At 56.6% G+C, this 20,070-nt stretch carries 17 protein-coding genes and 3 pseudogenes; 10 read left to right on the top strand and 10 right to left on the bottom strand.

The genetic code is table 11. From position 1 onward, the window contains the following. From ACZ1GM_RS08875 to ACZ1GM_RS08865, 3 genes are all read right to left on the bottom strand, one after another. Positions 1-369 (bottom strand): hypothetical protein, encoded by a 369-nt coding sequence (locus ACZ1GM_RS08875; protein ID WP_472676139.1) that lies wholly within the window; start codon positions 367-369, stop codon positions 1-3. After that, on the bottom strand, positions 362-2,356 hold the full coding sequence (gene parE / locus ACZ1GM_RS08870; RefSeq protein ID WP_472676138.1) for a DNA topoisomerase IV subunit B: 1,995 nt from the start codon (positions 2,354-2,356) through the stop codon (positions 362-364). Before parE ends, ACZ1GM_RS08875 begins: the two co-directional genes overlap by 8 nt. Positions 2,357-2,445: 89 nt before the next feature. Further along, complete coding sequence (locus tag ACZ1GM_RS08865; RefSeq protein WP_472676137.1) at positions 2,446-3,624, bottom strand: penicillin-binding protein activator; 1,179 nt, start codon at positions 3,622-3,624, stop codon at positions 2,446-2,448. 54 nt (positions 3,625-3,678) lie between these two features. Between ACZ1GM_RS08865 and rsmI the strand changes: the two genes are divergently transcribed. From rsmI to gshB, 3 genes and pseudogenes are all read left to right on the top strand, one after another. Further along, the gene (rsmI, locus tag ACZ1GM_RS08860; protein ID WP_472676136.1) at positions 3,679-4,545 is read left to right on the top strand and encodes a 16S rRNA (cytidine(1402)-2'-O)-methyltransferase; all 867 of its coding nucleotides are present in this window, start codon (positions 3,679-3,681) and stop codon (positions 4,543-4,545) included. A 10-nt stretch (positions 4,546-4,555) separates the two neighbouring features. Further along, a pseudogene (locus tag ACZ1GM_RS08855) lies at positions 4,556-4,907 on the top strand (YraN family protein). Between the two features lie 112 nt (positions 4,908-5,019). Next, positions 5,020-5,989: pseudogene (gene gshB / locus ACZ1GM_RS08850) on the top strand (glutathione synthase). 12 nt (positions 5,990-6,001) lie between these two features. Here the strand turns inward: gshB and ACZ1GM_RS08845 are convergent. Both ACZ1GM_RS08845 and hemW read right to left on the bottom strand, forming a co-directional pair. Beyond that, positions 6,002-6,897: pseudogene (locus ACZ1GM_RS08845) on the bottom strand (tyrosine recombinase XerC). After that, the gene (gene hemW, locus ACZ1GM_RS08840) at positions 6,894-8,045 is read right to left on the bottom strand and encodes a radical SAM family heme chaperone HemW (protein ID WP_472678530.1); all 1,152 of its coding nucleotides are present in this window, start codon (positions 8,043-8,045) and stop codon (positions 6,894-6,896) included. The pseudogene ACZ1GM_RS08845 and the gene hemW overlap by 4 nt, the downstream one beginning before the upstream one ends. A 49-nt stretch (positions 8,046-8,094) precedes the next feature. On the opposite strand from hemW, the gene ACZ1GM_RS08835 reads away from it, so the two are divergent. Beyond that, positions 8,095-8,691 carry a CAP domain-containing protein gene (locus ACZ1GM_RS08835; protein WP_472676135.1) on the top strand — a complete coding sequence of 199 codons (597 nt, stop codon included), beginning with the start codon at positions 8,095-8,097 and terminating at the stop codon, positions 8,689-8,691. Further along, on the top strand, positions 8,691-9,341 hold the full coding sequence (locus tag ACZ1GM_RS08830; protein WP_472676134.1) for a CAP domain-containing protein: 651 nt from the start codon (positions 8,691-8,693) through the stop codon (positions 9,339-9,341). The genes ACZ1GM_RS08835 and ACZ1GM_RS08830 overlap by 1 nt, the downstream gene beginning before the upstream one ends. Positions 9,342-9,344: 3 nt before the next feature. On the opposite strand, the gene rdgB is transcribed toward ACZ1GM_RS08830, so the two are convergent. Further along, entirely contained in the window at positions 9,345-9,977 is a 633-nt protein-coding gene (rdgB, locus tag ACZ1GM_RS08825; protein ID WP_472676133.1) for an RdgB/HAM1 family non-canonical purine NTP pyrophosphatase, read from the bottom strand. A 3-nt stretch (positions 9,978-9,980) separates the two neighbouring features. Further along, entirely contained in the window at positions 9,981-10,694 is a 714-nt protein-coding gene (gene rph, locus ACZ1GM_RS08820) for a ribonuclease PH (protein WP_472676132.1), read from the bottom strand. Positions 10,695-10,793: 99 nt separating this feature from the next. On the opposite strand from rph, the gene hrcA reads away from it, so the two are divergent. Beyond that, positions 10,794-11,837, top strand: a complete 1,044-nt coding sequence (hrcA, locus tag ACZ1GM_RS08815) for a heat-inducible transcriptional repressor HrcA (RefSeq protein WP_472676131.1) — start codon at positions 10,794-10,796, stop codon at positions 11,835-11,837. 13 nt (positions 11,838-11,850) lie between these two features. After that, on the top strand, positions 11,851-12,435 hold the full coding sequence (gene grpE, locus ACZ1GM_RS08810) for a nucleotide exchange factor GrpE (protein ID WP_472676130.1): 585 nt from the start codon (positions 11,851-11,853) through the stop codon (positions 12,433-12,435). On the opposite strand, the gene ACZ1GM_RS08805 is transcribed toward grpE, so the two are convergent. Beyond that, positions 12,432-12,770 carry a hypothetical protein gene (locus ACZ1GM_RS08805; RefSeq protein ID WP_472676129.1) on the bottom strand — a complete coding sequence of 113 codons (339 nt, stop codon included), beginning with the start codon at positions 12,768-12,770 and terminating at the stop codon, positions 12,432-12,434. The two genes, grpE and ACZ1GM_RS08805, sit on opposite strands and share 4 nt — an antisense overlap. A 188-nt stretch (positions 12,771-12,958) precedes the next feature. Then, positions 12,959-13,444 (bottom strand): copper chaperone PCu(A)C, encoded by a 486-nt coding sequence (locus ACZ1GM_RS08800; RefSeq protein WP_472676128.1) that lies wholly within the window; start codon positions 13,442-13,444, stop codon positions 12,959-12,961. A 189-nt stretch (positions 13,445-13,633) separates the two neighbouring features. Here ACZ1GM_RS08800 and dnaK point away from each other — a divergent pair, with 189 nt between their 5' ends. From dnaK to ACZ1GM_RS08785, 3 genes are all read left to right on the top strand, one after another. Then, a complete protein-coding gene (gene dnaK / locus ACZ1GM_RS08795; RefSeq protein WP_472676127.1) occupies positions 13,634-15,568 on the top strand; it encodes a molecular chaperone DnaK in 1,935 nt (644 codons plus the stop codon). 82 nt (positions 15,569-15,650) lie between these two features. Further along, entirely contained in the window at positions 15,651-16,778 is a 1,128-nt protein-coding gene (gene dnaJ, locus ACZ1GM_RS08790) for a molecular chaperone DnaJ (protein ID WP_472676126.1), read from the top strand. 65 nt (positions 16,779-16,843) lie between these two features. Beyond that, positions 16,844-17,743 (top strand): MBL fold metallo-hydrolase, encoded by a 900-nt coding sequence (locus ACZ1GM_RS08785; RefSeq protein ID WP_472676125.1) that lies wholly within the window; start codon positions 16,844-16,846, stop codon positions 17,741-17,743. Here the strand turns inward: ACZ1GM_RS08785 and ACZ1GM_RS08780 are convergent. Continuing rightward, positions 17,740-20,070: a patatin-like protein gene (locus ACZ1GM_RS08780; RefSeq protein WP_472676124.1), complete on the bottom strand. Its 2,331-nt coding sequence runs from the start codon at positions 20,068-20,070 to the stop codon at positions 17,740-17,742. The two genes, ACZ1GM_RS08785 and ACZ1GM_RS08780, sit on opposite strands and share 4 nt — an antisense overlap.

Genomic DNA, 20,070 nt, shown 5'->3' with positions numbered 1-20,070 from the left:
TCAGGTTCGCGGCAGCGCGCTCAGACAAACAAGCAGAAACAGTGTCATAAGCAGTGTGATGGTGGCGACCTTCCATCCGGTCGCAGCGTTTTTCATGCCCCGGTCCCATGTCCATGCACCGATCACCGTCGTGACCACTGCGCTCGCTGCAATCGTCAGATAGCCATGCTGAGCATTAAGCAGGATAAAGATCGCGAAGAGCGCGCCCATCTGGACGAGCAACGCTCCGGTAAACCAAACAATTGGGATTGGGCGATAGGCTGTGTCAGGCACCTCCCAATCGGGCAGTGAGCTGTCCGGGCGAGATAAACGCCTGTCGCCCGCCATAATGTCCTCCTCGCGAGGATTGGGAGGCTTCTTATCAGGCATCAATAAGGTCCCGATCGACTTCGCCTGCACGGTTTTGAATGAAGTTGAACCGGTGTTCCGGGTTACGGCCCATAAGGTGATCGACCAGCTCTTTCACCACAGCCCGCTGCTCAAATTCCTGAGGAAGAGTGATGCGGATCAGGCTTCGCGTTTCGGGATTCATGGTCGTTTCGCGCAGCTGTTGCGGGTTCATTTCACCCAAGCCTTTGAATCGGCCAACTTCGACTTTCTTGCCCTTAAATACCGTTGCTTCCAGCTCGGCCCGGTGCGCGTCATCGGCGGCATAGCGGCTCTCTTTGCCCGCGGTCAGGCGGTATAGAGGCGGTTGTGCGAGGAACAGGTGCCCCTTGCGTACGACCTCGGCCATTTCTTGGAAGAAGAACGTCATGAGCAGCGTCGCGATATGTGCGCCGTCAACATCGGCATCGGTCATGATGATGATACGATCATAGCGCAGGTTTTCCGGGTCGCAGTCTTTGCGCGTCCCGCACCCTAGCGCCAAAGACAGGTCTGCAATCTCGCTATTTGCGCGAATCTTATCCGCCGTAGCACTTGCTACATTCAGAATTTTGCCGCGAATCGGCAGGATCGCCTGCGTCTTGCGGTTGCGCGCCTGTTTGGCACTGCCGCCAGCTGAATCGCCCTCCACAATGAACAGCTCAGTCTCGCCGTCACCTTCACCGGAACAATCGGTCAGCTTACCTGGCAGGCGAAGTTTCTTGGCGTTGGTGGCGCTCTTGCGCTTGATCTCACGTTCCTGCTTGCGACGCAGGCGCTCTTCCATGCGCTCCATGACCTGGCCGAGCAGGGCCTTGCCGCGATCCATATTTCCCGACAGGAACAAATCGAAGTGGTCGCGAACGGCGTTCTCGACCAACCGCGCTGCTTCCGGCGATGTCAGGCGATCTTTGGTCTGGCTTTGGAATTGCGGATCGCGAATGAATACGGACAGCATAATCTCTGCGCCGTTCATCACGTCATCGGCGGTAATGTCCTTGGCTTTCTTGGTGCTCGTCAGCTCACCGAAAGCCCGCAAGCCCTTGGTTAGCGCCGCTCGCAAGCCTTGCTCATGCGTCCCCCCATCGGGTGTGGGGACGGTGTTACAATACCAACTTGTGGACCCTTCTGAATAAAGTGGCCATGCGAGCGCCCATTCAACGCGCCCTTGAGGTACCCCGTCGTCGCTTTCTGGAAAGTCCTGATTGCCGGTGAACGGTTCTGCGGTAACGCATTCTCGCGAGCCGAGCTGTTCTGCCAGATGGTCAGCAAGTCCGCCCGGAAACTTGAAGGTTGCCTCAGTCGGGACGTCCTCGGATGCCAAGCTTTCTGCGCATTTCCAGCGGATTTCCACGCCAGCGAACAAATACGCCTTGGAACGTGCGAGTTTGAAAAGTCGATGCGGCTTGAATTTGCGGTCGCCGAATATTTCCGTGTCGGGCGTAAAGCTTACGGAAGTGCCGCGGCGGTTGGGCGCGGCGCCGATTTCCTGAATTGATCCCTGGGCGTGCCCCTTGGCAAATTCCTGCATGAACAGTTTTTTGTCGCGGGCAACCTCTACGCGGGTAAGTTCGGATAGGGCATTCACAACGCTCACCCCGACACCGTGCAATCCGCCACTGGTCGCGTAGGCCTTGCCAGAGAATTTGCCGCCGGAATGGAGCGTAGTCAGGATCACTTCGAGCGTTGACTTGCCCGGATACTTTGGATGCTCGTCAATCGGAATGCCGCGACCATTATCCGAGACAGTTACATGATTGTTTTCGTCCAACCGCAGTTCGATACGATTGGCGTGGCCTGCCACGGCTTCATCCATCGCGTTGTCGAGAACTTCCGCGACAAGGTGGTGGAGGGCGCGGTCATCTGTGCCACCAATATACATCCCCGGACGGCGGCGAACTGGCTCAAGGCCCTCAAGGACCTCGATTGAGGAGGAATCGTAGTCGCCGCTGCTGGTGCTCGGCGCATCTTTGAACAGATCATCAGACATAGTGAGACTGTATGCCGCGCAAGGTGGCATTCACACAAGCTACGTGCGTATCTTATCGCCAGCAACAATGCCGAAGCATCGTTGTTGATCTAGTTGCTGAAGCGCTGCGCAGCGGCGTCCACTACAGTCACGCCGGACTGATTGATCTGACGGACCTCCATCGCGCGCTCAACCACGCCATTGCGCTGGAATCGGAACGCCCCGTCAAGACCAAGAAAGCCGCCATCATCGCGCAGCCGACCTACAGGGAAATTGCGCCCGACCCGCCAGTCGTTCGACACGCGCAAGGTTAGCAGAACTGCGTCATATCCCAAGGTCGCAATGCGGTATGGCTGGCCGCCGAAACGACCCTCATAGCTGGTGACAAAACGCTGATAATTCGCGTCGGGAACAGCAGAGAAGATAGCTCCGCGCATGGCGGAGGCTCGTGTAACTGCCGTCTCTCCGCTCCACAATTCCGTACCCATCAGGCGCGTTGTGCCTTCGCCGCCGGGGCGGAACTGACCCGCAGCTCTATTGGCCAACTGCGCACCATCGGCGATCAGTACGCTGTCAAAACCACCTCGATCACGCAGTCGTTGTGCGGCGCTAACGATTGATGTGTTGCCGCGTGAATAGCGCTCAACACCATTCATCCGGCCGCCTGATCGCGCAACGGATGTTTGCAGCGCAGCTTCGGCCCGGCGCCCATACTCCCCTTGAGGTGCAAGAATGGCGAAATCACGTGCACCTTGGCTGCGCGCATATTCCACTGATCGAGCAATTGATTGCTCTGGCATATGCCCCATCACAAATACATCGGTCGCGGCGACACGTGTATCATTCGAGAATGAGATCACGGGAACGTTGGCCGGGCGCGCTAACGAAGCGACTGTCGCGACGTTGTCTCCCATCAGTGGGCCGAGAATCAGCTTATTACCATCCGCAATGGCGCGGCGCGCCGCATCACGTGCATTTGTGCCCGTATCATAGGTTGTAATGCGCAGGTTTGAGGCATTTGTGTCGAGCAATGCCATTGTCGTCGCGTTGGCGATAGATCGACCCACCGCGCCATTATTGCCTGTCATTGGAACCAGCAGAGCGATGCGATGGCGCGTTTCGTCAGTGGGCAATGCGGTTGCGCTTGGTTCTGGCGTAGGCGTGGGTGCAGGTGGCGGAACATCTGCACCTTTGGGAACAACTGCGCAGCCAGCAAGCAACGTCGCCAGAGCGGTCGCCGCAAACGTCCTGCGGTTCAAAAATTCTGATTTTGAAAGATTTCCGTTCATTGCGATCCGCTTCATTCTTGCCGCTTCCCTGTTCTCTCGTCCATGTACCCGCACGTGACTGATACGCTGGATACGCCTCTAGGCCATGGCTCAGATTCTCTTAGCCCAGGGCTTTACCTTGTGGCCACACCTATTGGCAATCTGGGCGACATTACCCTGAGAGCTATCGAGACCCTCCGTGCATGCGCGCTTATTGCATGCGAAGATACGCGGGTCACGGGTAAATTGCTCAAACATTTGGGGATTTCGGGCCAGCTCGTGCGTTATGATGATCATAGCGAGGCGAGGGCACGTGACCGTCTCATCGAGACTGCGCAACAAGAGGCGGTTGCGTTGGTAAGTGATGCGGGTTCCCCGCTCGTGAACGATCCAGGGTATCGGCTGGTAGAAGCGGCGCGGAAAGAGGGTGTCGCGACGACCGTCATTCCAGGGCCGAGCGCGGTCATCGCAGGCCTGAGTCTATCGGGTATGCCAAATGATCGGTTCCTGTTTGCAGGTTTTATGCCATCGAAGGACAAGGCACGGCAGGATGCACTGACCGAGCTGGCTGGTCTTGATGCGACGCTGATTTTCTTCGAGACTGCGCCAAGATTGCAAAAAACACTGGCCGTTATTGAACAAACGCTGCCCGACCGTGAAGTGGCGGTAGCTCGCGAGCTTACAAAAATGCATGAGGAAGTGCGCCGGGGATTGCCTTCGGGGTTATTGGCCTGGTTTGATGCACATCCAGCCAAAGGGGAGATCGTCCTTCTCATCGCGCCTCCAGGCGATGCCGAAACTAGCGATGACGATGTCGATGGGATGCTGATTGAGGCGCTTGAAACGCATAAACCGTCCCAAGCCGCAGCTAAGGTCGCAAGGGTGACCGACCGCGAGCGCAAAATGCTCTATGACCGAGCGATGGAATTGCGTTCAAAATGAAGTCTATCTGATGAAGCGCCAGCTTGCGGAGAGAAGCGGTCGGCAGGGGGAAAAGCGGGCTGAGCTATGGCTGCGCGCCCAAGGGTGGTCATTGCTGGATCGACGAGATCAAAACGCCGGTTGGCGAGATTGATCTGATTGTGAAGCGTGCCGGTGTGGTTGCGTTTGTCGAAGTTAAATGGCGGCGAAAGAAGCCTGATCTCGACTATGCAATCGACGAATATCGGCTGTCACGTGTGGCCGCAGCGGCGGAAGCAGTCGCGCATACCTATGCCAAAAACGGCGAAGATATTCGGATTGATGTAATCCTGCTTGCACCTGGCAGCCTGCCACACCACATCAAAAATGCCTGGCAACCTTAAGAAGCGCAAAGCCGTTCATGCTGAGCTTGTCGAAGTATCGCATTTTCTTCTAGCGCAGAACTGTAAGTGAAATACGGCCCTTCGACAGGCTTGGGGCGAACGGAGAAACAGAATGTCGCTTAAAGTCGCTGTCCAGATGGACCCGATTGAAACCGTCAACATTGCTGGCGATTCCTCTTTTGCCTTGATGGAGGCCGCGCAGGCTCGCGGGCATACACTGTATCACTATGATGTGGGCACGGTTGCGTGGGAAAGCGATGGGAGCCCGACCGGGAAGATCACAGCCCATGCGAAACCAGTTACCGTGCAAAGGGTAGAGGGTGATCACTTTTCGGCTGGTGAACTGCGTCAGATTGACCTGGCGCATGATGTCGATGTCATTCTGATGCGGCAGGATCCGCCATTTGATCTTGGATACATCAGTGCGGCCCTGCTGCTCGACCGGCTGAAAGGCCAAACTCTGGTGGCGAACGACCCGCGCGAAGTTGTGAACGCGCCCGAGAAGATGTTTGTGCTCGATTATGCACAATTTATGCCCCCGACGCAGATCGCGCGGTCATTGGATGACGTTCGTGCTTTTCAGGCAAAGCACGGTGCAATTGTCGTAAAGCCGCTGCACGGCAATGGCGGAAAAGCGATCTTCAAGATCGATGCGGATGGCACAAACCTCTCGGCATTGTTTGAAATTTTCAATCAGACCTGGCCAGAACCACATATGATTCAGCCGTTTCTTCCAGAAGTCTCGACAGGGGATAAGCGGATCGTCTTGGTCGATGGTGAGTTTGCAGGTGCAATCAATCGTGTCCCGGGTGAAGGGGAGTTTCGCTCGAGATCTTGCACAGGGCGGTTATGCTGAGGCTGCGACCCTGACCGCGCGCGAGGAAGAGATTTGTGCGTCTATGGGCCCAGAGCTAAAGCGTCGGGGATTGGTGTTTGTCGGCATCGACGTGATCGGTGGCGAATGGCTGACGGAGATCAACGTGACATCGCCGACGGGTATTGTGGCAATCGATAGGTTTAACGGCACGGACACAGCAGGAGCCATTTGGGACGCCTTGGAGCGTCGCCACGCCGCAATGTGAGACTGTGAGTTGCTAGTCCCTCTCACGAGGGTGGGCGTTTCTGTAAGTGTCCAGCAGTGTTGCCGCATCCACTTTCGTATAGATTTGCGTTGAACCCAGGCTGGCATGGCCAAGCAGCTCTTGCAGGCTCCTTAGATCCGTTCCAGCGCTCAGCAAATGCGTGGCAAAGCTATGGCGAAGAGCATGTGGTGTAGCGGTATCGGGCAGCCCAAGAGCCTTGCGGGCCTGCGCTGTCACTTTCTGGATCATTCCTTGGTTGAGCCTGCCGCCTTTGGTACCTCGAAAAGAGGGTCCTCGGCCCCCATGGCCCAAGGCGATTTCGCGCAGTAATCTGCGACCGCTTCGGCAACGATCGGCAGGATCGCAACTACGCGCTGTTTGCCGCCTTTCCCGGTGACAACCAATTGTTCGTCGAGTGGCACATCAACGCCGTTCAGCGACAATGCCTCTGCTATCCGCAACCCAGCGCCGTAAAGCAGCATCAGAACGGCCCGATCACGTGCCCCGACCCAATCCTCGCGGGCAAGGCTGGCGACTTCATCCGCCAATCCCACGGCATCATCGGGCGTGACGGGGCGGGGCAAGCCCATCTTGATGCGCGGGCCGCGCATTCTTGGCGGCTCAGTATTGTCGAGACCTGCTTGTTCTTTGGCGAAAGCGATGAAGCCCTTTAATGCTGACAATTCGCGTGCCGCCGATGCGTTGGACAACCCCTCCGTGCGGCGTGCGGCTAACTGCCCGCGTAATCCGCGCGATGTGATCCGAGCGATGTCATTCCAAGAGTTTAGGTCTAAACGATCCAGAAAGTGCGCCGCTGCACTCCCATAAGCGCGCACTGTGTGTGGCGACCTTCGCCGGTTTTCAGTCAGATGGGCATGCCACGCCTCAAGGAAATCCTGCTTGGTCACGCCGACACCAGTTCGCTGTGAACGAGGTCGGCAAGCAATGCGTCCAACAGCGGCATTCCCGCGTCCGTCACGAACAGTTTCTGGCCCGATCGCCTGACCAGCCCCAAATCTTGATGCAGGCTGAGTTTTTTCTGATCAATCAATTGCCTCGGTGCAAACCCGAATCGATTTTCGAAGGCACTCAAATCCACGCCTTCTGTCAGCCGTAGGCCCATCAACAGAGCCTCACTCGCTTGCTCTGCATTGGGGAGGGCACGTTCCTCACACATTCCGTGATCATGCGCATCAACGGCCTGCAGGTAGTTCTCTGGCTTTTTGTGACGCTGTGTCGCAAAACCACCGCGGCGGCCATGCGCGCCAGGACCAATTCCGGCATAATCGTGATAGCGCCAATAGGTGAGATTATGCACGCTTTGTGCGCCATCGCGCGCGTGATTGCTGATCTCATACGCGGGAATGCCAGCCTCCGCAGTCATGTCGCGCGTCAGCGTGAACAGATCTGCCGCGCTATCGCCATCAAGCGGTGCAAAAACGTTGCGCCGGACATCGGTCGCGAAGCGCGTCTGAGGCTCAATCGTAAGCTGGTACAACGAGATATGCTCAGTTCCAAGGTCAAGTGCTCGTCCAAGCTCCGCATGCCAATCCGCAAGAGTTTGCCCGGGCCGGGCATAAATCAGATCAATCGATACGCGCCCAAAGGCGGATTGCGCTGTTGCAAGCGCAGCGAGTGCCTCGTTCACGCTGTGTTGTCGCCCAAGAAACTGCAATGCGCCTTCATCGAGCGACTGCACGCCGAGCGATACGCGATTGATGCCAGCGGCGGCAAGGTCGGCAAAATTCGCGGCCTCAACAGACGAAGGGTTAGCCTCGAGCGTTATCTCAATATTTGGTGCAAGCCCCCACAAACGCTCAGCTTCTCTTAGTAAAGCATCAACTAACACAGGTGGCATCAGGCTCGGGGTGCCGCCGCCGAAGAAGATGCTGCGGAGCGCCTCGCCACCGCCACGGCTCGCCTCAAATCGCATGTCTCTGACTAATGCGTTCATCCAGCCGTTAATGTCTACCGCATCACGCACGTGGCTGTTGAAGTCGCAATATGGGCACTTCGACACACAAAAAGGCCAGTGAATATAAAGGGCTCGCATGATGTCTTCTTTAGGGAAAATTAACTCGGATTGCGCGAAACCCCCAAGTGTTATGGGGTTTTCGAAGGACTTTTGGATAGCAGGTGCGGCAAGCGTAGTCACGGCTATGCCTGCTTTCCTGCTGGCGCCAGTCGCGCAAGCCCATGAGCGCGAGCGATCCCGGTCTGCCAATTTTGTGAAGACAGCCGAGCAGTTTCCGCGTGGGACCAATGAGAATGTCTCGGCCCGCTTGCTGGATCGTCATAATCAGGAACGACGTCGTCTGGGTCTTCGTGATCTGCGCTGGAACCCGCGACTTGCGGATGATGCTGCACGCTGGGGTAAGACCCTGGCTCGAAAGGGATACTTACGGCACTCTGACCGCCGTACTCGTGGGGGTGCTGGTGAAAATCTATGGATGGGCACTAGCGGCTACTGGGGTGCCGAAAGCATGGTCGACATGTTCCTGAAGGAACGCGACGACTATCGCCACGGAGCATTCCCGCACGTTTCGAGGACCGGCAACTGGGCCGATGTTGGTCATTACACTCAGATCGTTTGGCGTGACACGCGCGAGGTCGGCTGCGCCGTCGTCAGCGGCAAAGGTAACGATGTGTTGGTGTGTCGATATTATCCGGCAGGAAACATCTCTGGCGCAAAGGCATATTAATGAACAGAACAAGGGCAGTCACTAATACAGGCTTTGTGAGCGTTTTGGCGCTTGCCTTAAGCGCGTGCGGCGGCGGTGGCAGCTCGGCACCTGCCACGAACGGTGGAGGCAGTCCTGTGGCTGGCGGCACACCGACGCCCACGCCCACTCCGACCCCTACGCCAACACCGACTCCCACTCCCACTGGTGGAACTGCGCAGGGCACACAGGCGGCCATGCTTGAGGTAATGCTGCGCACGCATAATGAAGCGCGCGCAGAGGTTGGCGTTGCTCCCGCGACGCTCGACGACGATTTGAACCGTCAGGCGCTTGAGTATGCAGAAGAAATGGCACGCACTGGCAACTTTCAGCATAGCCCGGGCTCTGCGCGGCCTAATCAGGGTGAGAATCTCTGGGCGGGAACTGCTGGTGCGTTCGCTTACGAGCGGATGTCGGGCGCCTGGATTGATGAGAAGCAATACTACATCCACGACCGTTTTCCCTATGTGAGCAATACCGGTCGCTGGCAGGACGTTGGCCACTACACCCAAATCATCTGGGAAAGTTCGACCCGTCTGGGGTGCGGTCTTGCGACCGGCAACGGGCGTGACTGGCTGGTCTGTCGTTATGGGCCACCCGGTAATGTGAGCGGGCAATTCGCTTACGACTAAAGATTAGCCAAATTGTTGGGCAACTAACTTGGCGAAGGCATCGGCTCGGTGGCTGATTCCCATAGTTTCCTTGAGATTGATCTCTGCGAATGTGGTTTCATATCCCGCTGGTACGAATATTGGATCATAGCCAAACCCAAGCTTTCCGCGCGGGGGCCAAGTGAGGGAACCCGGACACTCGCCCTCGTACACCGCACTTTCACCATCGGGCCAGGCGATCGCCAGCACGCAATGGAACGCGGCTGAGCGGTCCGTGTCGGGTCCCAACGTTTGCAAGAGCCCCTCAACCTTGCCCATTGCCATATACCAGTCACGGCCCGGCTCGCCCTCGAACCACTGCCGCTCTGCCCAATCGGCTGTGTAGACTCCGGGGCGACCGCCAAGCGCGTCGACGGAAAGCCCGCTATCGTCAGCCAGCGCGACAATTCCCGATGCCTCTGCCGCTGCGCGCGCTTTGATCAGCGCGTTTTCAACGAATGTCGTGCCGGTTTCTGCCGGTTCGGGCAGCCCCAGTGAACCAGCTGAAATGCACTTCATCCCGTAAGGATCGAGCAGCCCGCTGATCTCTTTCAGCTTGCCCGAGTTATGCGTAGCAATGACTAGCGATCCAGAGCCAAGACGACGGTCAGAATTCACGATCTACTTCACCGCTTTGTCTTGAGCCGTAAAGATCCTGTCACAACCGATCCGGGCGAGGCGCAGCAAGCGGAGCAATTCCTCTTCGTCATATGGCGCGCCTTCCGCTGTTGCCTGCGCCTCTGCAATCTTCCCGCCCTCGAGAAGAACGAAGTTTGCATCAGCCTCGGCATTGGAATCCTCGGGATAGTCGAGATCAAGCACCGGCGTGCCTTCAAAAATACCGCAAGAAATCGCAGCGACTTTGGCGTTGATTGGATCATCCTTGATCTCGCCGTTTGCGATCAAGCCATTCACCGCAAGGCGCAATGCGACCCATGCGCCCGAAATAGAGGCGGTACGCGTTCCGCCGTCCGCCTGAATAACATCGCAGTCGAGCGTAATCTGACGTTCGCCAAGCTTCTTCAGGTCCACCACTGCACGCAAAGAGCGCCCGATAAGACGCTGAATTTCCTGTGTTCGACCGCTCTGTTTCCCACGAGCAGCCTCACGAGACCCGCGCGTGTGCGTCGCGCGGGGCAGCATCGAATACTCGCCCGTCACCCAGCCTTCACCTTTGCCGCGCAGCCATGGGGGAATGCGCTCTTCGACGCTGGCGGTGCAAAGCACCTTTGTTTCACCAAAGCTGATAAGGCACGAACCCTCAGCATGTTTGGTATAGCCGGTCTCGATGGTGATGGCGCGCATTTCGTCGGGCGCACGTCCTGAAGGGCGCATTGAAGTCTCCGTTGGTCCGATTCTTGGTGTGGTTGTTCTTGATGGGCGCGTTAGGCGCTTAGGGGTTGTTAGAGCAAGGGGAGCGGCTAGATTATGGGCATGGGCACATCACCACTCACGGAATTGACGGATCGCGCGCGGGATATCTTTCGCCTGGTCGTTGAGGGCTATCTCGAAGATGGCACGCCGGTTGGGTCGAAAGCGCTGGCTCAGGATCAATCAGTCAATCTGTCGCCGGCATCTATTCGGTCGGTTCTGTCCGATCTGGAACAGCTCGGCCTATTGGCTGCACCGCATACCAGCGCAGGCCGTATGCCGACCGAGGTCGGACTGCGTCTATTTATCGACGCGATGATGCAGGTTGGGGAACCAACGCTTGCTGAGCGGACGGCGATTGAGCAACGCTTAAAGGATCCCGGCCCGATCGAGCAGGCTTTGGAGCAGACCAGCGCATTGCTATCGGATCTTTCAGGTGCCGCTGGCATGGTTATGGTCCCACAGCGCGAATTGCGCCTCGATCAGCTCAGTATTGTGCCACTTGCGCCGGGTAAAGCGATGGTCGTGCTCGTCGGTGACGATGGCAGTGTAGAGAACCGGATTATCGATTTGTCCGAAGGTGAGAGCAGGGCTCACTTTGAGGAAGTGAGCAATTTCCTGACCCAGCAAGCGCACGGTAAGACGGTGGCGGAGGCGTTGGGTGCAATCGAAAGAGAGATCACCAGCGAGCGCAATGCTTTGGACAAAGCTAGCGCAGATTTGGTTCGTCGTGGACTTGCAGTGTGGAGCGCAGATGCAGCAAACCGCCCGGTTCTGATTGTCAGGGGACAGTCAAAACTGCTTGATGATGTCGCACTTGGCGACATTGAGCGGGTGCGCTCTCTGCTTGATGATATTGAAAATAAAGAGTCGCTGGCCAGTCTTCTGGAGCGCGCCAGACAAGCGAAGGCGACACGCATCTTTATCGGTAGCGAAAACCGTCTTTTCTCGCTTTCTGGCTCTTCTGTCATTGCATCACCCTATAAAGATGGTGAGGGACGCATCGTAGGCGTGTTGGGGGTGATTGGTCCGACGCGGTTGAATTACGCGCGGGTCGTCCCCATGGTGGATTTCACGGCCCGTTCCTTGGGCAAAACAATTAGATAATCTGGATTTTCCTGTGAGCGATAAAAATACGAAAGAGCCGCAAGACGAAGCGGTAGAAAAAGAGCTGGAAGGGGTGCCGGAAGCGCTTCTCGATGATGGTGACGAAGACGCCGGTGAAGGCGGCATAGAAGAGGCGCTGGAGGCGCTGAAGGCCGACTTGGAAACCGCCAAGCAGGATGTTCTCTATGCGCGGGCAGAAACACAAAATGTCCGTCGCCGGATGGAGAAAGACGCGCAGGACGCTCGCAATTATGCGGCAACCGGCTTCGCACGCGATATTCTGAGCGTGGCAGACAACTTGGCGCGAGCTATCGATCACGTGCCCGCTGAACTGCGCGACAACGAGAAATCGAAGCGCTTCATCGAAGGGATTGAGGCAACACAGCGCGAGCTTGAGAAAGTATTTGGTCAGCACGGCATATCGAGGATCGCTGCGGTTGGGCTTCCACTTGACCCGAACCAGCATCAGGCGATGATGGAAGTACCCACCGATGAGCATGAGGCCGGTACCATCGTTCAGGAAATGCAGGCGGGCTATATGATCAAGGATCGCTTGCTGCGGCCCGCAATGGTCGGGGTCGCCAAGAAACCGGATTAATCTGCGCCAGGAAACCGCACCAGCAGGTCATAGGCCGTTTTGTCAGAAACGCCGGCAACCTTTACACCGTTCCTCAGCCAGAAGGCGTGTTGGACGATCATGGCTTGCTGCTCGATGCCATATCGCGAGAGTGGCCAGCCTGGCTTGAGGCTGTAGTCGTACCGGCGTGAGAATGGGCGAACGAGCGGCAGATACCACCATCCGCGAGCCTGAGTTTGCCAGACATGAACCAGCTCGTGGATGAGTAAGCCCTGACGCAGCACATTCTCGCGCGAAAAATCATCGCAATAGGCATCGCCGCGCGGATGAAAATGCACATGCCCCCAAGGAGCCATGGTGACTTTTCGAGGCTGCAACGGAAACCACTTCCGCCGCCTTAGTGTGACCTTCGTATAGTCAATCGCTTCACCGAAAATGGACTTTGCGAGGGTTACTTCACCGGGAGTTAGGTCTCGCTCACCACCAATCGGGCAGGGGGGTAATACCTCATCATCGGCTGTGGCTGAGGAGGTTGTAGACGCGTTCAGCGCTCATCCCCCGCCGCTTTAACCGGAACGTTAAAGCTGTGCTTGTCACCATTCGCGAGCACCAAAGTCACTTCGGTCGTCGAGCCAGCGGTGAGATCGTCTGACAAGCCAAACACCATAATGTGCTTGCCGCCTGGCTCAAACACCATCGTGCTTCCGGTCGGGATTGGCACAGATGCTTGCTGCTCCATACTCATCTTGCCATCTTCCATCACCATATCATGCAGTTCGGCACGATCTGCACCGACAATGTCGGCGACAACAAGTTCGGCATTTGCTTCACCTGAATGGGTCAGATCGAGGTAAACTACGCCGGGATTTCCCTTGACCGGCGGCAGCATGAGCCGGGCATTCGTGACTTCCAAGACAGCCATGTCGTCAGACTCCTGAGCCGCAGTCGGTTCAGACGTATCAGACGAGCACGACGCCAGAGTAAACCCATTAGCCACCAGCGCAATTGCCGCGAAGCGATGCATTTTCATTTCAAATTTCCCTCTTGGTACATGTGCAAAAAACTAGCGACGTGTGTCCCTTGTGCCAAGCAAAAGCGCACCTATATCCCTGACAACCGAGCCGTCGACTGGTTTTGCCCGAGCGCCCTGATTATGGGCGGTCACATGGGGAAGCTGACAGCGCGGCGTCCAACAAACGATCCAATGGATGGGGTAAGAATGAGTAAAGTTATCGGTATCGACCTCGGCACCACAAACAGCTGTGTCGCGGTAATGGACGGCGGAAAGCCGAAAGTAATTGAGAATTCAGAAGGCGCGCGTACGACGCCCTCTATTGTGGCCTTTACCAAGGACAGCGAGCGGTTGATTGGTCAGCCAGCTAAGCGCCAGGCGGTGACAAATCCCGACAACACCTTGTTCGCGATTAAGCGTCTCATTGGTCGCCGGTTCGATGATCCGATGACCAAAAAGGATATGGAACTGGTTCCCTATGACATCGTCAAAGGCAAAAATGGCGATGCATGGGTAGAAGCTGGCGGCGAGAACTATTCTCCCTCACAGGTATCTGCATTCATCCTGCAAAAGATGAAAGAGACGGTAGAGAGCTATCTCGGCGAAACGGTGACGCAGGCCGTAATTACGGTTCCCGCCTACTTTAATGACGCACAGCGTCAGGCGACCAAGGATGCGGGTCAAATCGCAGGCCTTGAGGTTCTGCGTATCATTAACGAGCCTACTGCCGCGGCACTGGCTTATGGCCTTGAGAAGAACGATGGCAAAACCATCGCCGTTTATGACCTTGGCGGCGGTACCTTCGACATCTCGATCCTCGAGATTGGCGACGGCGTGTTCGAAGTGAAGTCGACCAATGGCGACACGTTCCTTGGCGGCGAAGACTTCGACAGCGCGATTGTTGAGCACCTCGCTGATGCGTTCAAGAAGAAAGAGAACATGGACCTACGCAAGGATAAACTTGCGCTCCAGCGTCTGAAAGAAGCGGCTGAAAAGGCGAAGATTGAGCTTTCTAGCTCGGCGTCCACCGAAGTGAACTTGCCGTTCATTACCGCACGCATGGAAGATGGCAGTTCAACGCCGCTGCACCTGGTTGAAACCATCACCCGCTCTGATCTTGAGAAGCTCGTCGGTGATCTGATCCAGCGCACCCTCGAACCATGCAAGAAGGCTCTGGCCGATGCTGGTGTGTCGAAGGACGACATTGATGAAGTGATCCTGGTTGGTGGTATGACCCGCATGCCAAAGGTTCACGAAGTTGTTGAGAAGTTTTTCGAAGCGAAGCCACACACTGGTGTGAACCCTGACGAAGTTGTCGCGATGGGCGCGGCCATTCAAGCAGGCGTTCTGCAGGGCGACGTTAAAGATGTTCTGTTGCTTGACGTGACGCCGCTGTCTCTCGGTATTGAGACACTGGGCGGTATCATGACGAAAATGATTGATCGCAACACGACTATCCCGACTAAGAAGACACAGACCTATTCGACCGCTGAGGACAATCAGCAGGCCGTGACGATCCGCGTGTTCCAGGGTGAGCGTGAGATGGCTGGCGACAACAAGATGCTTGGTCAGTTCGATCTGGTTGGTATTCCGCCAGCACCACGCGGTGTGCCTCAGGTCGAGGTGACGTTCGACATTGACGCGAACGGTATCGTGAATGTGTCTGCCAAGGATAAAGGTACGGGCAAAGAGCAGCAGATCCGTATCCAGGCTTCCGGTGGTCTTTCCGATAGCGACATCGATCAGATGGTTCAGGACGCGGAGAAATTCGCGGAGGAAGACAAGAAGCGCAAAGAGTCTGCGGAGGCCCGAAATCAGGCCGATAGTCTTGTTCATGCAACTGAGAAACAGATCGAAGAGCATGGTGACAAGATTGACGCCGGTCTCAAATCTGATGTCGAAGCGAAAATCGCTGACGTGAAGACCGCATTGGAAGGTGATGATGCGGAGGCGATTTCGGCCAAGGCTCAGGAACTTACTGAAGTTGCCATGAAGATGGGTCAGCAGATCTATGAGCAAGAGCAAGCGAACGCTCCTGCGGATGGTGGCTCCGGCGATGACGCTGCGGCTGATGACAGCTCCGCTGATGAAGACGTTGTCGACGCTGAGTTCTCAGAAGTCGACGAAGACAACAAAGGCTGATCGCCTGATGGCAGCTTCCTCCGCCGCTAGTGAATTCTCGCTAGCGGCGGACAAGCTTTATTAGAATTTGGGCGGGGACTCGATGTCAGCGACTGAGATCGATTTTTATGAGCTTCTGGGCGTTTCGCGCGATGCCGATGGTGCGGTGTTAAAATCTGCATATCGCAAGCTCGCTATGAAGTATCATCCGGATCGCAATCCCGGTGATGCCGAAGCAGAGGCACAATTCAAGGCCGTTGGCGCAGCCTACGAGGTGCTGAAGGATCCACAGAAACGTGCAGCTTATGACCGTTATGGCCATGCGGCGTTTCAGAATGGTGGACCTGGTGGCGGTGCTGGTGGGCCTCAGGACTTCGGCGATATCGGCGATATTTTTGAGACTATCTTCGGTCAAGCTTTCGGTGGCGGCGGGCGCGGACGTCAGCAGGCGCGCCGCGGTGCCGATCTTCGTTACGACATGGAAATCTCGCTGGAAGATGCATTCCACGGCAAATCCACCGAAATAGAGATCGAAGTCAGCCAATCCTGTGACACATGTGGCGGCTCGGGAGCCACACCAGGTACCAGCAAGCGCACCTGTAATCTTTGTAATGGCTATGGTCAGGTCCGCGCGAAACAGGGCTTCTTCGTGGTCGAGCGCCCATGCCCGAACTGCCATGGTCGCGGTGAAGTGATGACCTCTCCATGTAGGGATTGTGGCGGAGAAGGGCGAACGGACCGCCCACAAGCGCTGGAGGTGGAAATTCCACCGGGGGTCGATACGGGCACGCGCATTCGCCTTTCCGGCAAAGGTGAGGCCGGGCCGCATGGATCACCCTCTGGCGATCTTTATATATTCGTACATGTGAAACGGAATGAGATATTTGAGCGGGAGGGAACAACCCTTCTGACGCGTGCGCCGATCAGTTTCACGACAGCGGCATTAGGCGGCGAGATATGCATCCCGGATCTAGATGGTGAGACTGTGACGTTGTCGATCCCGGCAGGCATCCAATCGGGCAAGCAATTGCGTCAGCGCGGCGCTGGTATGCCAGTGTTGCAAGGGCGCGGCCGCGGAGATTTGGTCGTCGAGATCGCGGTCGAAACGCCGACCAAGCTTTCCAAAGAACAGAAGGAAATTCTTGAGCAGTTTCGGGATACCGAAACCGGCGAAGAGTGCCCGGAAAGTCGCGGCTTTTTCGATAAGCTGAAAGGCGCTTTCGGCGCGTAACTGTGTGGCCCTCGACACAGAACCCGCCTAAGTCTAGCTAAGATTGAAGAAAAGGGGACTGTTTCATGAAGACTACGCGTCTTATCGCAGCACTCGCTGCTGCATCGTCACTGGCCGCACCGGCCTATGCGCAACGCAACTTTGACAACGTTGAGATCAAGACGCAGGAAATTGCGCCTGGCATCGCCGTTCTATTCGGGGCAGGTGGCAATATTGGCGTAAGTCACGGAGAAGACGGTACAGTCCTGATTGATGACCAGTTTGCCCCCTTAACCGGCAAGATTCAGGCTGCGATCGCTGAGCTTGGCGCGACGCCGGTCAAATATCTGATCAACACGCACTGGCATTTTGATCATACCGGTGGGAACGAGAATTTTGGCAAGGCCGGTGCGACGATCTTCGCGCATCATAATGTGCGGACACGCATGGCCGCAGGCGGCACTGCGGCGGGCAATCCGACCCCACCTGCGCCGAAGGTGGCGCTGCCCGTTGTTACTTATGAGCAGGGCGTCAGTTTTCATCTCAATGGCGACACGGTAAATGTCATTTCGACAGGCGGCGGCCACACAGACGGCGACAGCGTGATCCATTGGGTCAACGCCAATGTGATCCACATGGGTGACCTTTACTTCAAGATCCCCGGCTATCCCTTCATCGATACCAATTCGGGTGGCAACGCGATCAATGCACTGAACACTCTAGATGCGGTCATCCGTTTGATTGACGATGAGACAAAGGTCATTCCAGGGCACGGACCAATGTCTAACAAGGCAGAATTGGTGGCGTATCGCGCGATGATTGGACAAGTGGTCGATATTGTGCGCGCCCAAAGGGCTGATGGTCTCACTCGTGAGGAGGCTATCGCGGCCAAGCCACTCGCAGATTTCAATCGTGGTGAGGGCTTCATCGGTCCGGATGCGTTTGTTGGTGCTGTTTACGACAGTCTGGTCGCGTCAGAAGGTTAGGGTAGCCGGGCCTCGACTTCGTCGCGGAGCTTGGCCAGCAATGCGCTTGCGCATCTTTGAGCCAGCTCCTCTTCCTTGAGAATTGCGAGAAACGCATCACGCTTATATCTTAGGCAGGCGCTATCGGGCAGCGGTTCCTCCAGTGTCGAGCATAAAAGATCGATCATCCGTTCGGCTCCGTGCAGGCGTCCCCAGAGATAGTCGTTTTCCCGGTAAGCACGCGAAAAGAATGCACCGAAATTAAAGAATTCTGTCCCGCGAAGCGTCGCCTTGGTTCCGCCATCGCGGATTGACTTGGCGTCCTCTGGAGAAATTCTGTCGACTTTGATCGGGTCAAATTCAGTCCGCCCCTCATTGGGGAGCAACGAGAGCGTTGCAACATCAAAGAAGGGGAAGCCAAGATAGGTGAGCAACATCTTGCGTTTGAGGTTGCTTGGCATTTCCTGCAGCGCTCGGGCGAGCAGTTCCTCAACGCAATCGTCGATTTCGGGCAACAACCGCTTACGCTCAAGTATGTCCAAAACGGTGCCAGGATCGGACAAAACGGTACTGGCGGCTTTCATCAACTCACCGTCTTTGGCCGAAATACCCTCACGCTCAAGATACAGCGACAGGCAATCGTAAATCGCCTCTCGGGCATGCTCCAGGGCGGGATCGGGGATATCCGGATCAGCCTCCCAATCACGCGATATGCGACGTGCCAGCAGGCGCAACCGCCGAACACGAAATGCCACATCATGCGAGCGAAAGAACGCAATCGCCTCAGGATTTGCGCCGCCACCCTTCGCGGAAAGGCTATCAAGTCCCCGGCGGGAAAGTTCGCCGCGCAGGGCCACCTCGATGGCTTCCACACTTGTTGTCGCCAACGCAGGGGAGGCACGGTGAGTAAGTTCCGCAAGTCGACGCACAATTCCCGTGAGTTTGAGTTGCGCATAGGCCTGAAAGGCATAACCTGCTTGCTCGGCGGCCGCTTGCTGCGCCTTGCGCCGCCAATTGCTCAGCCTCTTTGGGGAGGGGCGATCAAGAAACAACGTTCGTCCAAACAGTCTTTCCACCGTTGCCTCGACTTCCGGACGCAGTCTCAGGAGCATTCGCCGCAGTCGGATCGCCGCGGCGCTTTGCTGTTCCAGCGTTTCCAGATTGTCGCGTATGGGTTGTTCACGCGGCAAGGTCGAAAGTGATCCGAAAATAGCTGCGAAGAAGCCAACGGGTTTGGAAACCCTCTCCTTCATCGCTGCAAAGCGATCTGGGCGCGGGTCGACATAGATAAATCGCCGGTCAATCTCTCGCTGTGCAGGGCGACCTTGCAGTGCGTCAATCGCGCCTTCGAAGGGTTTGTTTACGAGAACAGAACCGTCAATCAGCGCAAGTCCATCGATTAAGCCTTGGCGCGTTTGGGCAGGCATCACACGCTTGAGGAAGCCTTCGCGAGTGTCCCACGTCCTATCAGTGTTGCTTGCTAATCGGTCGATTTCGTCAATGCGCAGCGGCGGGAAGGCGCCAGGAAAGCTGGCGGTGGCGCGAGCGGCAAGAACAAGCTCCAGAGTGTTTCCAAGCCCCTTGCCTGCATTGCTTGGCGTGCGGGCACTGAACGCGATTGGCAGCCGGTGCTCACTTTCCTCAACCACCGGCGGGCTGTGGAGTTTGAGATGTGACAGGTAACCCCGGAAGTCGGTAGCCGTGACAAACAGATCAATCGGATGGCCGGGAGGAAGCAGGGGGTCACCACTCGGCGCCTGTTCCATCGCGGCAAAGGCTGTCTCAAGAAGCGCCGAAAAACCATAACCGCTGAACGGCGGCTCAAACCAGCGACCCCGGACGAGATGTGAAACCTTGCGTCTCACCTCTTGCTGCGTTTCTGGTGCTACACTTTCCGTCACCGCGTTGCCGGGACGTTTCAGGATCCAATTGGCGATGGGTTGCGCCCAAAATTTTGCGAATTTCCATATTGGGCGCGCATCGGGATCGGTCAATTCATCAACATCGGCGACATCGAGCCATAGGTCCGTCAGGGGATCGAGCGACTGCCCTGAATGGATGGCTTGCGCGAGAAAAACGGCATTGATGCCGCCCGCGCTCGCTCCGCTCAGAATATCCGGTAACACGCGAACCTTCAGTTGGCGCTCTCGCTGGATATGCTCCATCAAGCTGCGATAAACTCCGGCAACGCAGGCTTCTGGATTTTCCGGTTCCTCGGGTTCGTTTGACAGGAAATCGCGACTAGCTCGAGCCAGGTGCCATAGCTCTTTGGTGACCCCATGCATATATACCGCGAGGCTCACTCCGCCATAGCAAACCAACGCAATTCTAAGCTCTTTTTGCCGCAT

The sequence above is a fragment of the Qipengyuania sp. JB2-7 genome (assembly GCF_055693485.1).
This window is presented reverse-complemented; position numbering and strand designations above follow the sequence as displayed.